The sequence below is a fragment of the Actinomycetospora lemnae genome (assembly GCF_028737315.1).
Classification (GTDB): domain Bacteria; phylum Actinomycetota; class Actinomycetes; order Mycobacteriales; family Pseudonocardiaceae; genus Actinomycetospora; species Actinomycetospora lemnae.
The window spans coordinates 84,228-97,468 of record NZ_JAQZAO010000006.1 but is presented as its reverse complement, the minus strand read 5'-3'; the positions used below and the strand labels follow the sequence as shown (position 1 = coordinate 97,468).

Here is a 13,241-nt window from a genome sequence, read left to right as displayed (position 1 = left end):
GCAAGGCCCTAACGTACGTCGCATGGCGCTGTCCGCGACTACGTTGCGTGCGACAGCGCCGTTCCTGCCCGTGGCCGCGGGCCTGTTCTGCATCCAGCTCGACTTCTTCTCACTGGGCCTGGCCCTGCCGACCATCGCCGTCGACCTCGGCACGACGGTGACGAACCTGCAGTGGCTGCTCAGCGGCTACATGATCGCCCTCGGAGCCCTGCTCATCCCGGCGGGCCGGCTCGGCGAGATGCTCGGGCGCCGGGAGGTGGTCCTCGCCGGGATCGCGGTGTTCGGCCTGAGCTCGCTCGTGTGCGGTCTCGCGACCGCGGTCCCGGTGCTCATCGCGGCCCGCGTGGTGCAGGGCGTCGGCGCCGCCCTGATCATGCCGGCGAGCTTCGCACTGGTCACCAACGCGACGACCCCCGAGGAGCGACCGCGGGTCACCGGGGCGCTCCTCGGGATCGCGGGCGTCGGCACCGCCCTCGGGCCGGTCGTCGGCGGCGTCCTGTCCTCGACGGTGGGCTGGCGCTGGGTCTTCCTCGTCAACGTGCCCGTGGCCCTGCTCGCGCTGTGGAGCGGCCGGCGCCTGCGGACCTCCCGGGACGAGGAGGCCGGGCGGGACCTGCGCACGCTGGACTGGTGGGGCGTGCTCACCGTCGTCGGCGGGCTCGCCGCGGTCAGCGTCGCGATCGACGACGTGGGCGTCCAGGGCTGGACCACCCCGGCGACCTGGGGACCGCTGCTCGGGGGGATCGCGCTGCTCGTCGCGTTCGCGGTCCGGGAGCGGCACGCCCCCGCGCCGCTGGTGCGGCCCTCGCTGGTGCGCAACCGCCTGTTCGTCGTGCTCTGCGCCGCCGGGACGCTGGCCAACATCGGCACGGTGAGCTACGTCGTCGCCGCCACCATCGACCTGCAGACCCTGCGCGGTCTCTCCGCCGCCACCGCCGGGCTGGCGTTCGTCGTGTCCTCGGTGGGGCTCGCGGCGTGCGGGCCGCTGTCCGGGTGGCTGACGACGAAGGTGCCCGCCGGCCTCCTCATGGCCGTCTCGGTGCTGGCGTGCACGCCGGCGCTCCTCCTGCTGGCGGTCGCCGGACCGTTGCCGCTCTACGTCCTCGCGCTCGGCCTGTGCGGCCTGACCACGGGCATGGGCTACGGGCTCGGCCAGCTCGCGGTGCAGAACGTGCTGCCGCCGCAGCGGTCGGCGGAGGGCTCCGGGGTCATGCTCACCGCGCTGATCTGCGTCGGCGGGATCGGCGTCGTCGCGGCCACGGCGGTCATCGAGGCCGTCGGTGCGCGGCCGCCGACCTCGGCCGGGATCGACGTGACCCTCGTCGCGCTCGCCGCGCTCCTGCTCGTCGCCGGGGTGGCGACGCTGATCAGCCAGTGGCCGCGCCGCCGCGCCGCCGAGTCCACCGATCCCGTACACGCCTGAGGAGGACGGCCGTGGCCAGTGTGGAGGCCGAGCAGTTCGCCGACATGCTGCGGCAGGCGCCGCGCATGGCCGAGATGCCGCTCGACCAGCAGCGGGCCGCGGGCGAGCACGCCGAGGACCTCACCGCGACCCCGGAGGACGTCACCTACGAGACCGTCGCCGCGGACGGCGTCGCGGGGGTCTGGGCGGTGGGCCCGACGCACACCGCCACCGTGCTCTACCTGTTCGGCGGCGGGCACGTCATCACCTCGCCGGCCGCGCGCCACAAGTTCGCGGGCCACCTCGCCCGCACCCTGGACGCCCGCGTCCTGCTGCTCGACTACCCCCTCGCGCCCGAGCACCCGTACCCGCAGGACGTCGACGCCGCGGTCCGCGCCGCCCGGTGGCTGCTCGAGCAGCAGGGCGTCACCGCCGACCGTCTCGTCCTCGTCGGCGAGTCGTCCGGGGGCGGGCTCGTGCTCGAGACGCTCCTCGCCGCCGCCCGTGCCGGGCTCCCGCGCCCCGCCGCGGCCTACCTGATGTCGCCCTGGGCGGACCTCACGTGCCGGTCCGGCTCGTTCGAGCAGCGCAGCGACGTCGACCTCGAGTGCAGCCGGGAGAGCCTGCGACGGATGGCCGGCCAGTACCTCGACGGCCACGACCCCGCCGACCCGGCCGCCTCCCCCGCCCTCGCGTCACCCGCCGAGGTCGCCGCCGCGTGGCCGCCGCTGCTCGTGCAGGTCGGCAGCCACGAGGTGCTGCTCGACGACGCGCTGGCCGTGGCCCGCGCGGCGGCGCTCGCCGACGTCCCGGTGACCCTCGACGTCTGGTCGCGGATGCAGCACTTCTTCCAGCTCGGCGTCGGGGTCTACCCCGAGGCCGCGGCCGCCCTGGACCGCGCCGGCGCCTGGCTGCGGCAGGTGCTCGCGGCTCAGTGAGCGAAGTGCCGGGTGCCGGTGAGGTACATGGTCACACCGGCCCGCTGCGCCGCCTCGATGACCTGCTCGTCGCGCACCGACCCGCCGGGCTGGACGACGGCCGCGACGCCCGCCTCGGCGAGGACCTCGAACCCGTCGGGGAACGGGAAGAACGCATCCGAGGCGGCCACCGCGCCGCGCACGCGGTCGCCGGCGCGCGTCACCGCGAGGCGGGCGGCGTCGACCCGGTTGACCTGGCCCATGCCGACCCCGACGGTGGCGCCGTCGTGGGCCAGCAGGATCGCGTTCGACTTCACCGCCCGGCAGGCCCGCCAGGCGAACGCGAGGTCCGCCAGCACCTCCGGCGAGGCCGCCTCGCCGCACGCCAGCGTCCAGCTCGCCGGGTCGTCGCCGGGGGCGTCGACGGCGTCGCGCTGCTGGAGGAGCAGGCCGCCCGAGATCGGTCGCTGCTCGACCGGAGACGGCGCCCAGGTCGCGGTGAGCACGCGGATGTTCTTCTTGCGGGTCAGCACGTCGAGCGCGCCGTCGGCGTAGGACGGGGCGACGATCACCTCGGTGAAGATCTCTGAGACGGTCTCGGCCATGGCCACGCTGACCTCGGTGTTCGTGGCGATCACGCCCCCGAACGCGCTGGTGGGGTCGCAGGCGTGGGCCTTGCGGTGGACCGCGGCCACGGTGTCGTCATCGGGGTCGTGACCCGTCGCGACCGCGATCCCGCACGGGTTGGCGTGCTTGATGATCGCGACGCAGATCCCGTCGTGGTCGTGCGCGGCGCGCCAGGCGGCGTCGGTGTCGACGTAGTTGTTGTACGACATCTCCTTGCCGTGCAGCTGCGTCGCGCCGGCCACGCCCGTGGCCACCTCCGGGTCGCCGTAGAGCGCGGCGGCCTGGTGCGGGTTCTCGCCGTAGCGCAGCACCGCGCGGCGCCGGGCGGTGGTGCCGACCCAGCCGGGGAAGGGGGAGCCGGGCACCGACGGGTCCGGGTCGGGCGCCAGGACGTTGCCCATCCAGGAGGCCACGGCGACGTCGTAGGACGCGGTGTGCCGGAACGCCTCGGCGGCCAGGCCCCGGCGGTCGGCCTGCGTCACCCCGCCCGCCGCGACCTGCTCGAGCACCCACGCGTAGCGCGTCGGGTCGGTGACGACGGCCACCGACTCGTGGTTCTTCGCGGCCGCGCGGATCATCGCCGGACCACCGATGTCGATCTGCTCGACGCAGTCGTCGGGGGCGGCGCCGGACGCGACGGTCTGGGTGAACGGGTAGAGGTTGACCACGAGCAGATCGAACGGCGCGATGTCCAGCGACTCGAGCGCCTCGGCGTGCGTGGGCAGCCGCATGTCCGCGAGCAGGCCCGCGTGCACGCGCGGGTGCAGCGTCTTGACCCGCCCGTCGAGGCACTCCGGGAACCCCGTGACCTCCTCCACGCGCGTCACCGGCACGCCCGCGTCCTCGATGCGGCCGGCCGTCGAGCCGGTGGAGACCACCTCGACGCCCGCCGCGTGCAGGCCGGTGGCGAGGTCGAGCAGGCCCGCCTTGTCGAACACGCTGACCAGCGCGCGACGGACGGGACGCCGGCCCTCGACGCCGGCGGTGGGCTGGGCCTCGGTGGCTGTCACGGAATGTTCACTCCTCGTCCGGTGACGGTGGCACCGTGGCGGGCCAGCGCGGCCACGGTCTCGACGAGCATCCGGCGCTCGACCACCTTGATGCGCTCGTGCAGCGTGTCCTCGGTGTCGTCCGGCTCGACCCCGACGGCCTCCTGGGCCAGGACCGGCCCCGTGTCGACGCCGGCGTCGACCAGGTGCACGGTCGCGCCGGTGACCTTCACCCCGTAGGCGACGGTGTCGCGCACGGGGTGGGCGCCCGGGAACGCCGGGAGCAGGGCCGGGTGGGTGTTGATGGTGCGGCCGCCGAAGCGGGCCAGGAACGCCTCCCCGAGCAGCCGCCCGAAACCCGCGGACACGACGAGGTCGGGCTCGGCCGCCGCGACGGCGTCGGCCAGCGCGGCGTCCCAGACGACCCGGTCGCCGTACTCGGCGGGCCGGACCACCGCGGTGGCGACGCCCGCGGCCGTCGCGCGGTCCAGGGCGCCCACGCCGGCACGGTCGGAGACGACGGTGACGACGCGCGCCGGGTAGTCCGCGCCCTCGCACGCGTCGAGCAGGGCCTGCAGCAGGCTCCCCGAGCCGGACGCGAGGACGACGACGCGGGCGGGCACGGGCAGACGCAGCCGGTGCGGCTCGGTGGTGGTCAGCGCTGCTCCCGGGCGGATGTGGATGTCCCGACCAGGTTAGCTGCGACCGTCGCCACCAGCAGCAACGCCCTCGGACCCGCTCCCGTCCTCCTCCGCGGGGGCCGCGTCCTGCTCCGCAGGGTCGGCCGGGGCCTGGTCGGCGGCCGCCGACGGGGCCGGTCGCGACCGCCGCCGGGTGTCCGACGCCGTCCCGAGCGGGACCGCGAGCAGGGCGACGACCAGCCCCGGCACCAGCACCCAGCCCAGCACCGCCAGGGCGACGGGGCCGGCGGGCACGGTGACCGGGTCGAAGGGGCCCGCCCCGAGCCGCCCACCGGACAGGGCCGCGGCCGGCCCGAGCAGCAGCGCCGCGGAGACGGCCGCGACGACGACCGAGCGCACGCGCGTCGCCGCGTCCGGCGCGGTGGGGGCGAGGCGCCAGCCGACGAGGCTCCCGACGGCCAGCGGGACCGCGAAGGCGAGCCCGGCCCAGGTCGGCGGCGGGCTCTGCGGGAGCACCGCGGCCAGCGGGATCGGCGGCAGCAGGCCGGAGCTGATGGCGGTCGGGGTGGCCGACGCGGCCCCGATCGACACCCCGGGACCGATCAGCCAGGACGCCGCCGCGACGACGGCGTTCGGCAGGTAGGCGAGCGTCAGCAGCGTCAGCCCGGCGCCGCTGCCCGCCTCCGGGGCGACGTCGGCGACCACGTCCGCCACCGCGGCCGCGTCCGCGAGCAGGGCCGCGAGCAGGAGTGCGGCACCGGCGGTGAGCAGCGCCGACGCCGCGAGGAGACCGCCGCGCAGCCCGTGGCGCGCCCAGCGCGGGAGGCGGCGCGGCAGCGCGAGCAGCCCGCAGGGGCGCGCCACGCCCGCGACCGCGGCGAGCCCGGCGAGCACCCCGCACACGACGCCCGCGAGCCCGGGCGAGGCGTCCACCACCGTCTCCGGGGTCAGCAGGGCGGCCGCCAGCACCCCGATGACCGCGTGCGCCGCCGCGGCCGTCGCCACGACCGGCACCCCGACCCCGTGCAGCAGGCCGGCGGACCGCCCGTCGCCCTCGAGACGCGCCACCGCACCCCGCGCGACGGTGGCCACCAGGACCGCGAGCAGCGCGGCGGGCGCGAGGGGCAGGACGCCCAGCGGGACGCCGGTGACCTGCAGCGGGACCAGGTGCGCGACCAGCCACAGCGGGATCCCGACGGCCAGCGCCTGCCCGAGGCCGGGCTCGCCGCCGGGCGTCGTGCCCGACGCCAGCGCCGCGACCACCCCGGCGACCACCACCGCGATCCCGTAGCAGGTCAGTGGCGGCAGGAGCGCCACGCGCGCGAGGACGGGCACCCAGGCGGGTGCGCTCCTCCCGGCGGTGCCGTCAGGGGTGTCGGCGCCACGCCCGCCGCGCCGGCCACCGCGCCGCGGCGAGGGGCTGGTCCGGACGGTCACGCTCGGACCCTGTCAGGTGACGGGTCCCGACCGGCGCTCCCACGCCGCGGGCTGTGGGGTCGGTGGGGCCGGTGGGGCCGGTGGGGTCAGCGGGGCGAGCCCCACTCGCCGCGCCGGTCGTCGGCGCTGTCGGTGGTCTCGCGCGGGCGGCCCGGGTCCTCGCCGGAGTGGTGGGCGCCGCGGTGCTCACCGCCGGGCGGCGGGGCGACCGGGCCGTTCGACGGCCCCGGCGATCCCGACGAGCCGCCGTTCGACGGGGCGCCCCAACCGGTGGACGGGATGCCGTACCCGGGCGTCGACGACCCGGACGACCCGGACGACCCGGACGACCCGCCCGACGCGCTCGACGGGGAGCCGTGCGGCGGTGTGCTCGGCCCGGCGTCGCTCGAGGACGCGCCCTCGCCGGAGCCGTAGGTGCTGAACGACGGGCCGCCCGACCCGGACGTCGTCGACGACGCGCCCTCGGTCGTGGTGGTCACGGCGTCGTCACGGTCGGACCGGGAGGTCCCGGCACCACCGTCACCGCCGTCACCGCCCTGGCCGGCGGCCGTGGCGCCCGGCACGACCTGCGTGGTGGCCGCCGCGGACCCGTAGCCGGCGCCGAACGGGCCCGACGGTGGGCCGGCCGCCGCCCCGCCCTGCTGCCCGCCCGGGCCCTGCTGGCCGCCCTGCCCGCCGGGGCCCTGGTGCTGCCCACCCGGACCCTGCTGGCCGCCGAGCCCGCCCTGGCCGCGCGGGGCGGCGAACTGCCCGGAGCCGGGACCGGTGGCCGCTCCCGGCGCGCCGTAGGCCTGCTGCTGCTGCGCGCCGGGCGCGGGCAGGCCGCCCGACGGCGGGCCGCCCGGCCCGCCCCAGGGCCCGGCCATGGTCGGCGGCGTCGAGGACGCGGCCGCACCGGCCTGCGCGCCGCCACCCTGCTGGGCCGGCGCACCGAAGCCCGACGACGCCGGCCGTCCGGCCGGGGCGGAGATGACGCCCGCGCCGAACAGGGCCGCCACGACCGAGGCGATGGCGGCGAGCACCGCGAGGACCACCTGCACGACGAGCACGGAGTCGGCGTAGGCGAGGAGCGGGAGCATCGCGAGCGCCCCGGTGACGCCGACGACCGCGCCCGGCACGAGCGTCTGCGGGCTCCGCGGCAGCAGCGACGCCGCCGTGAGCAGGCCGCCGGCGATCACGAGCGGCATGTAGAACAGCGACCCGAAGGCCGCGCTGAGGTCGGAGGCGACGCCCGAGGCCTCGGCGGAGCCGAAGAACCCGAGGATGTAGGCCAGCAGGGCGAGCCCGCCCGCGGCCAGCGCCACGCCCCGCTCGGCAGCGGAGGCTCCGGAGGTGCCGGACGCGCCGCGGGTGGCGCCGCCCCGGGCCGTCGGCCCGGTGCCGGCGTCGCCGCCCTGGGCACCCAGGTCCGGCGCGGGCGTCACCGTCGTCGCGGCGGCGGGGAAGCCGCCGGTGTTCGGCTGGCCCGGCGCGGACCCGCCCTGGCCCCATCCCGGGGCCTGCTGCCCCGGGCCCTGGCCGTAGCCCTGGCCGTAGCCCTGGCCGTAGCCCTGGCCGTAGCCCTGGCCGCCTTGCCCGCCGGCCTGCCCCGGGCCCTGGCCGTAGCCCTGGCCGGGCGCCTGGCCCGGCGCCGCACCCTGGCCCGGCGTCTGGCCGCCGTAGCCCCCGTACCCGCCCTGACCGGGCGCGCCGTAGGGCTGCTGCTGGCCGGCGCCGGCCCAGGAGGACCCCCCGTACGGCGAGCCCCCGCCGGCGCCCCAGCCGCCGGGGCCGGTCTGCCCCGGCCGCTGGCCGGACGGGCCGCCCGGGGGCGGGCCCTGCGTCGGTGAGCTCATGAGGTGTCCTCCCGGGACGACGACGTCGGCGGTGGCGCGGTGACGGTCGGCCGGGTCGTCAGCCCCGGCTGACCAGCGAGCGCGCGAGGTCCGCGGTCTCGGTCGGCGTCTTGCCCACCTTGACGCCCGCGGCCTCGAGCGCCTCCTTCTTGGCCTGCGCGGTCCCCGCGGAGCCGGAGACGATGGCGCCGGCGTGGCCCATCGTCTTGCCCTCGGGGGCCGTGAACCCCGCAACGTAGCCGACGACGGGCTTGGTCACGTTGGCCTTCACGTAGTCGGCCGCGCGCTCCTCGGCGTCGCCGCCGATCTCGCCGATCATGACGATGGCCTCGGTCTCGGGGTCCGCCTCGAACGCCTCGAGGGCGTCGATGTGCGTGGTGCCGATGATCGGGTCACCGCCGATGCCGATGGCCGTGGAGAAGCCGATCTCCCGCAGCTCGTACATCATCTGGTAGGTCAGCGTGCCCGACTTCGACACGAGCCCCATCTTGCCGGGGCCCGTGATGTTGGCCGGGATGATGCCGGCGTTCGACTTGCCCGGGCTGATGATGCCGGGGCAGTTCGGGCCGATGATCCGCGTGCGGTTGCCGTTGGCGCACGCGTGCGCCCAGAACCAGGCGGAGTCGTGCACCGGGATGCCCTCGGTGATGACCACGGCCAGCCCGATGCCGGCGTCGATGGCCTCGACCGCGGCGTCCTTGGCGAACTTCGGGGGCACGAAGAGCACCGAGACGTTCGCCCCGGTCTCCTTCATGGCCTCCTCGACCGCGCCGTACACCGGCACGTCGGTGCCCGAGATCTCGACGGTCGTGCCGGCCTTGCGGGCGTTGACACCGCCGACGATGTTCGTCCCGGACGCCATCATCTTGGTGGCGTGCTTCATGCCCTCGGAGCCGGTGAGCCCCTGGACGATGACCTTGCTGTTCTCGTCGAGGAAGATCGACATCGCTTCTACGCCCCTGCCGCCAGCTCGGCGGCCTTCGCGGCCGCGTCGTCCATCGTGTCCACCACCGTGACCAGCGGGTGGTTCGCCTCGGCGAGGATCCGGCGGCCCTCGTCGACGTTGTTGCCGTCCAGGCGGACGACGAGCTGCTTCGTCGCGTTGTCGCCGAGGATCTTCAGCGCCTCGACGATGCCGTTGGCCACCGCGTCGCAGGCGGTGATGCCGCCGAAGACGTTGACGAAGACGCTCTTGACGTCGTCGTCGCCGAGGATGACGTCGAGCCCGGCCGCCATGACCTCGGCCGACGCGCCGCCGCCGATGTCGAGGAAGTTGGCGGGCTTCATCCCGCCGTACTGCTCGCCCGCGTACGCGACGACGTCGAGGGTGGACATGACGAGGCCGGCACCGTTGCCGATGATCCCGACCTGGCCGCCCTCGAGCTTGACGTAGTTGAGGCCCTTCTCCTTGGCCTTCGCCTCGAGCGGGTTCTGGCTGCGCTCGTCGACCAGCTCGGTGTGGGACTCGTGCCGGAAGTCGGCGTTCTCGTCGAGGGTGACCTTCCCGTCGAGCGCGACGACCCGGTCCTGCGGGTCGCGCACCAGCGGGTTGACCTCGACCAGCGTCGCGTCCTCGCCGACGAAGGTGTCCCACAGCTTGACGATGACCTGCGCGGCCTCGTCGGCGACCTCGGCGGGGATGTTGCCCTGCTTGACGATCTCGTCGGCCTTGGCGCGGTCGACGCCGGCGATCGGGTCGATCGGCACCCGGGCCAGCGCCTCGGGCCGCTCGACCGCGAGCTCCTCGATCTCCATGCCGCCCTCGGCCGAGCACATGGCGAGGAAGGTGCGGTTCGAGCGGTCGAGGAGGAAGGAGAAGTAGTACTCCTGCGCGATGTCGCTGGCCTCGGTGACCAGGACCCGGTGCACGATGTGGCCCTTGATGTCGAGCCCGAGGATGGCCTCGGCCTTCTCCTTGGCCTCGGCGGGGGTCTGGGCGAGCTTGACGCCGCCGGCCTTGCCGCGACCGCCCGTCTTCACCTGCGCCTTGACGACCACGGCGGTGCCGATCTCCTGCGCGGCCCGCTCGGCCTCGGAGGCGGTGTCGACGGTGCGCCCGGGCAGCACCGGCACCCCGTGGGCGGCGAAGAGGTCCTTCGCCTGGTACTCGTACAGGTCCACTCGTGAACTCTCCTCACCAACTCCCCGGCCCGCCGCCGGCGGCGACGGCCGGGCGAGGTCGCGTGGCGCCCACCTGTCCAGCGGCGCGCCCACGTCCCGACGGATGCGCGGCGACCCTATCCACGCGACGGGTACCCGGGCGGTGCGGCGGGGGCGACACCGGACACACGCGCCGGTCGGCGCGGTGCTGAATCGTTTCGGGGTGCGCTCGGGTGCGCCCGATCGGGGCCGTACTTGATCGGTCCGGGCACGTCCTATCGCGACGGTTCGCGTGAACAACCCTTAACGTCCACCTCATGGACGTGACGGGCGTCATGTCGCGGGACGCGCCGCATCCGGACGAGCACGCCGACAGGAGAGCCGGACCCGTCGATCCTGCCGAGGAGACGGGGACCGAGCCGGCAGGCCTCCCCACGCCCGCCGAGCGGCCGCTGGCGACCGTCGCGGGCGCCGTCTGGCGCGGGCTGGGCTACGCGGCGCGCACCGTCGGGGTGCCGGCGGGTGTGCGCGGGCTGGCCGTCGAGATCGCGTGGACCGCGGTCCACGTCTCCCTCTATCCCTGGGGTCTCGTCGACGAGGTGCTGCGCCCGGCGGGCACGTTCGTCCACCACCGCACCGCCGCGCTCTCCACCGCGCAGCGCAGCCTCGTCGTCTCGGACATGGAGACCTCGACGACGCCCGTGCTGCTCGTGCACGGCATCGTCGACAACCGCTCGATCTTCGCGCTGCTCTCCCGCGCGCTGCGCCGGCGCGGGTTCGGCGTGGTGCACGCGGTGAACTTCAGCGTCCTCACCGCGTTCACCGGCGACGTCCGCGCCGCCGCCCGCGAGCTCGGCCACCACGTCGAGCGGCTCTGCGCGAGCACCGGCGCCGACCGTGTCCACATCGTCGGGCACTCACTGGGCGGGCTGATGGCGCGCTACTACGTCCAGCGGCTCGGGGGCGACGCGCGCGTCGACACGCTCGTGACGCTCGGGACCCCGCACCGCGGCAGCCTCATCGCCCACTTCCTGCCGCCGACGCGGGTCCCGCAGCAGCTGCAGCCGGGCTCGGACCTGCTGCGCGAGCTCGAGGAGCCGGCGCCGGGCTGCCGGACCCGCTTCCTCGCGGTGTGGAGCCGCCAGGACCAGTTGATCGTCCCGCAGTCGGCGGCGCGGCTGACCCACCCCGATCTCGCGGTCACGGAGGTCGAGCTCGAGCACGTCGGGCACCTGTCGATGACGATCGACCCGGAGGTCGTGCACCTCGTGACCCGCCTGCTCTCCCGCCGACCGGTGCCGGGCCGTCGCGAGCGCGCGGGCTCGCCCCACGCCGTGGCGGGCTGACCGGGGAAAACCCGACATGCGGGGCGATCCGGACGCCGCGTAGGCCCCAGCACCGGGTGAGCGGTCGACCAGGCGTGACGGCCCGCGCCGAGCGCGCGCCGAACGGGGAGGATGCGTCCGACCGAGCGAGGACGGGTCACCCGACACGGTGATGACCGCTCGGCGCGCACGCCCGCACGCACGGCGTAGCGACCGGCTCGAGGCACTCCTGTCGTTTGCTCAGCCCGTGACCGCGTCGCTACCTTCTCGCCGTCCTCATCACGGTCAGGTCACGAACGACATACGGAACGACCCCGAACGTTCCGTCAGGGCTCTCCCCGAACTCCCCGCCCTGGATGTCGCCGGGACCGACCCCGATCCGCGGGAAGGATGGTCTTGGCGAACAGCTCCCCACGCCCGCCGTCCGCGCCCCTGTTCGGTTCCCTCGGCCTCACCCCCGCCCTCGCCGGCGGCTTCGGTGGCGGCCCCGCGGGACCGCGCTTCCCCGACTTCGCCGGCCTGCCCGGTCTCGGTGCCCGCGGCGGGCGCCGCGGCGGTGACGCCGCCGGGTTCGTCAGCGGCACCGGCCGCGCACCGGAGGTGCCTGCCCGTCCCGTCGGGCTGCGTCCCGGCGCCGCTCCCCCGGCGCCCGCGCCGCAGCGGCCCGCGGGCCCGACCACCGGCGGCCACCCGCGGCCCGCTCACCGCGATGTCCCCGGCGCTGTGCCCCGCGAGGAGACGCTGCGCGAGCTGCCGCGCGAGCACCGTGGTCCCGGTGGTCCCGGCGACCCCCGGGACCACCGCGCGCCCCGCCCGCAGCAGGGCGCTCCCCGCCGTCGCGACCTCGACCCCGGCCGTCCGCCGCGACCCGCGCCGCCGGTCGGTCGCGGGCCGTCGCCGCTGCGCGGGCGTCTCGCCGTCGCCGCCGTCGCCGCGGGTGCCCTGGCCACGGCGGGGCACAGCCTCGCCGGAATGGACGCCCTCTCCGAGGCGCCGACGACCGCCGAGCTCGCCCTGGCCTCTGACCGTGCCACCACGAGCGACGCGACCTCGTCCCGCGCCGCCGGCCTCGACGCGGCCACCTCGGGCGTCCTGCCGGTGGCCGCGCCGGCCGCCACCACGTCGACCGGGTCCGCGGGCTCCGCGTCCGCCGACGAGGGCCACCAGGTCGGCTCGCTGAGCAAGGCCGCCGACCGTGCGGCCGCCGCGGCGCGTGCCGCCGCCGAGGCCGCGCGCCCCGACTACGTCAAGCCCGCCGAGGGCCGCTTCACCTCGGGCTTCGGCGCCCGCTGGGGCTCCTCGCACCGCGGCATCGACATCGCGGGCCCGATCGGCACCCCGATCGTCTCGGTCGCCGACGGCACGGTCGTCGAGTCCGGGCCGGCCAGCGGCTTCGGCATGTGGGTCAAGGTCGAGCTGGACGACGGCACGATCAACGTCTACGGCCACGTCAACCGCTCCTACGTCGAGGAGGGGCAGCGGGTCCGGGCCGGCGAGGAGATCGCCGAGATCGGCAACCGCGGCCGCTCCACCGGCCCCCACCTGCACTTCGAGGTGTGGGAGGACGGCTCCCGCAAGATCAACCCGCTGCCGTGGCTCGCCGAGCGCGGCATCTCGTTGGGTTCCCCCCAGGACTAGTCCGCTCCCCGCAGGACGGCCAGGGCCCCGGAGCACGCGCTCCGGGGCCCTCGTCGTCGTGTGCGGGGTGTGTCAGCGAAGTGCCTTCGCTGACGTTGAGTGTCCGTATCGGTACTTCGATCACCGGGGTGCCGGGGCGAACGGCACCGTGCGCATGACCGGCGGGCTCGCGGGCGCGCAGAACGTGCCGCTCGCGGGGGATCGGCACGCCGCGGAGATCACGAGCGCGGCGGCGGCACCCCGCGGAGATCACGAGCGCACGGTGCACCGGGCCCCGCCCGCGCAGGCGCGTGGTGTCGCTCCTGATCACCACGACGGCCCGCGCACTCG

Annotated in this window: 10 protein-coding genes; 4 read left to right on the top strand and 6 right to left on the bottom strand. The window is 76.1% G+C overall.

Annotation, left to right across the window (positions count from 1 at the left end):
* The first annotated feature begins 22 nt into the window (after positions 1–22).
* Positions 23–1,423, top strand: coding sequence for an MFS transporter (locus PGB27_RS15055; protein WP_274201187.1), 1,401 nt, complete (start codon positions 23–25; stop codon positions 1,421–1,423).
* An 11-nt stretch (positions 1,424–1,434) separates the two neighbouring features.
* Positions 1,435–2,340: an alpha/beta hydrolase fold domain-containing protein gene (locus PGB27_RS15050; RefSeq protein ID WP_274201186.1), complete on the top strand. Its 906-nt coding sequence runs from the start codon at positions 1,435–1,437 to the stop codon at positions 2,338–2,340.
* Here the strand turns inward: PGB27_RS15050 and purH are convergent.
* The 6 genes from purH to sucC form a co-directional block, all read right to left on the bottom strand.
* A complete protein-coding gene (purH, locus tag PGB27_RS15045; RefSeq protein ID WP_274201185.1) occupies positions 2,334–3,956 on the bottom strand; it encodes a bifunctional phosphoribosylaminoimidazolecarboxamide formyltransferase/IMP cyclohydrolase in 1,623 nt (540 codons plus the stop codon). The genes PGB27_RS15050 and purH overlap by 7 nt on opposite strands.
* Positions 3,953–4,570 carry a phosphoribosylglycinamide formyltransferase gene (purN, locus tag PGB27_RS15040; RefSeq protein WP_274201487.1) on the bottom strand — a complete coding sequence of 206 codons (618 nt, stop codon included), beginning with the start codon at positions 4,568–4,570 and terminating at the stop codon, positions 3,953–3,955. Before purN ends, purH begins: the two co-directional genes overlap by 4 nt.
* Before the next feature lie 60 nt (positions 4,571–4,630).
* Positions 4,631–6,013 carry a cell division protein PerM gene (locus PGB27_RS15035; RefSeq protein WP_274201184.1) on the bottom strand — a complete coding sequence of 461 codons (1,383 nt, stop codon included), beginning with the start codon at positions 6,011–6,013 and terminating at the stop codon, positions 4,631–4,633.
* An 86-nt stretch (positions 6,014–6,099) separates the two neighbouring features.
* On the bottom strand, positions 6,100–7,848 hold the full coding sequence (locus PGB27_RS15030; protein ID WP_274201183.1) for a DUF5336 domain-containing protein: 1,749 nt from the start codon (positions 7,846–7,848) through the stop codon (positions 6,100–6,102).
* Between the two features lie 58 nt (positions 7,849–7,906).
* Positions 7,907–8,794 (bottom strand): succinate--CoA ligase subunit alpha, encoded by an 888-nt coding sequence (sucD, locus tag PGB27_RS15025; RefSeq protein ID WP_274201182.1) that lies wholly within the window; start codon positions 8,792–8,794, stop codon positions 7,907–7,909.
* 5 nt (positions 8,795–8,799) lie between these two features.
* Positions 8,800–9,969: an ADP-forming succinate--CoA ligase subunit beta gene (gene sucC, locus PGB27_RS15020; protein WP_274201181.1), complete on the bottom strand. Its 1,170-nt coding sequence runs from the start codon at positions 9,967–9,969 to the stop codon at positions 8,800–8,802.
* Between the two features lie 296 nt (positions 9,970–10,265).
* Between sucC and PGB27_RS15015 the strand changes: the two genes are divergently transcribed.
* Together PGB27_RS15015 and PGB27_RS15010 are read left to right on the top strand one after the other, a co-directional pair.
* The gene (locus PGB27_RS15015) at positions 10,266–11,294 is read left to right on the top strand and encodes an esterase/lipase family protein (RefSeq protein WP_274201180.1); all 1,029 of its coding nucleotides are present in this window, start codon (positions 10,266–10,268) and stop codon (positions 11,292–11,294) included.
* Between the two features lie 375 nt (positions 11,295–11,669).
* Complete coding sequence (locus PGB27_RS15010) at positions 11,670–12,911, top strand: M23 family metallopeptidase (protein ID WP_274201179.1); 1,242 nt, start codon at positions 11,670–11,672, stop codon at positions 12,909–12,911.
* The last annotated feature ends 330 nt before the right edge of the window (positions 12,912–13,241 follow it).

Excerpts from the sequence above, each read along its gene's own strand:
- PGB27_RS15055 (WP_274201187.1), top strand. The coding sequence starts at position 23 with ATGGCGCTGTCCGCGACTACGTTGCGTGCGACAGCGCCGTTCCTGCCC.
- PGB27_RS15030 (WP_274201183.1), bottom strand. The coding sequence starts at position 7,848 with ATGAGCTCACCGACGCAGGGCCCGCCCCCGGGCGGCCCGTCCGGCCAG.
- sucD (WP_274201182.1), bottom strand. The coding sequence starts at position 8,794 with ATGTCGATCTTCCTCGACGAGAACAGCAAGGTCATCGTCCAGGGGCTC.
- PGB27_RS15015 (WP_274201180.1), top strand. The coding sequence starts at position 10,266 with ATGGACGTGACGGGCGTCATGTCGCGGGACGCGCCGCATCCGGACGAG.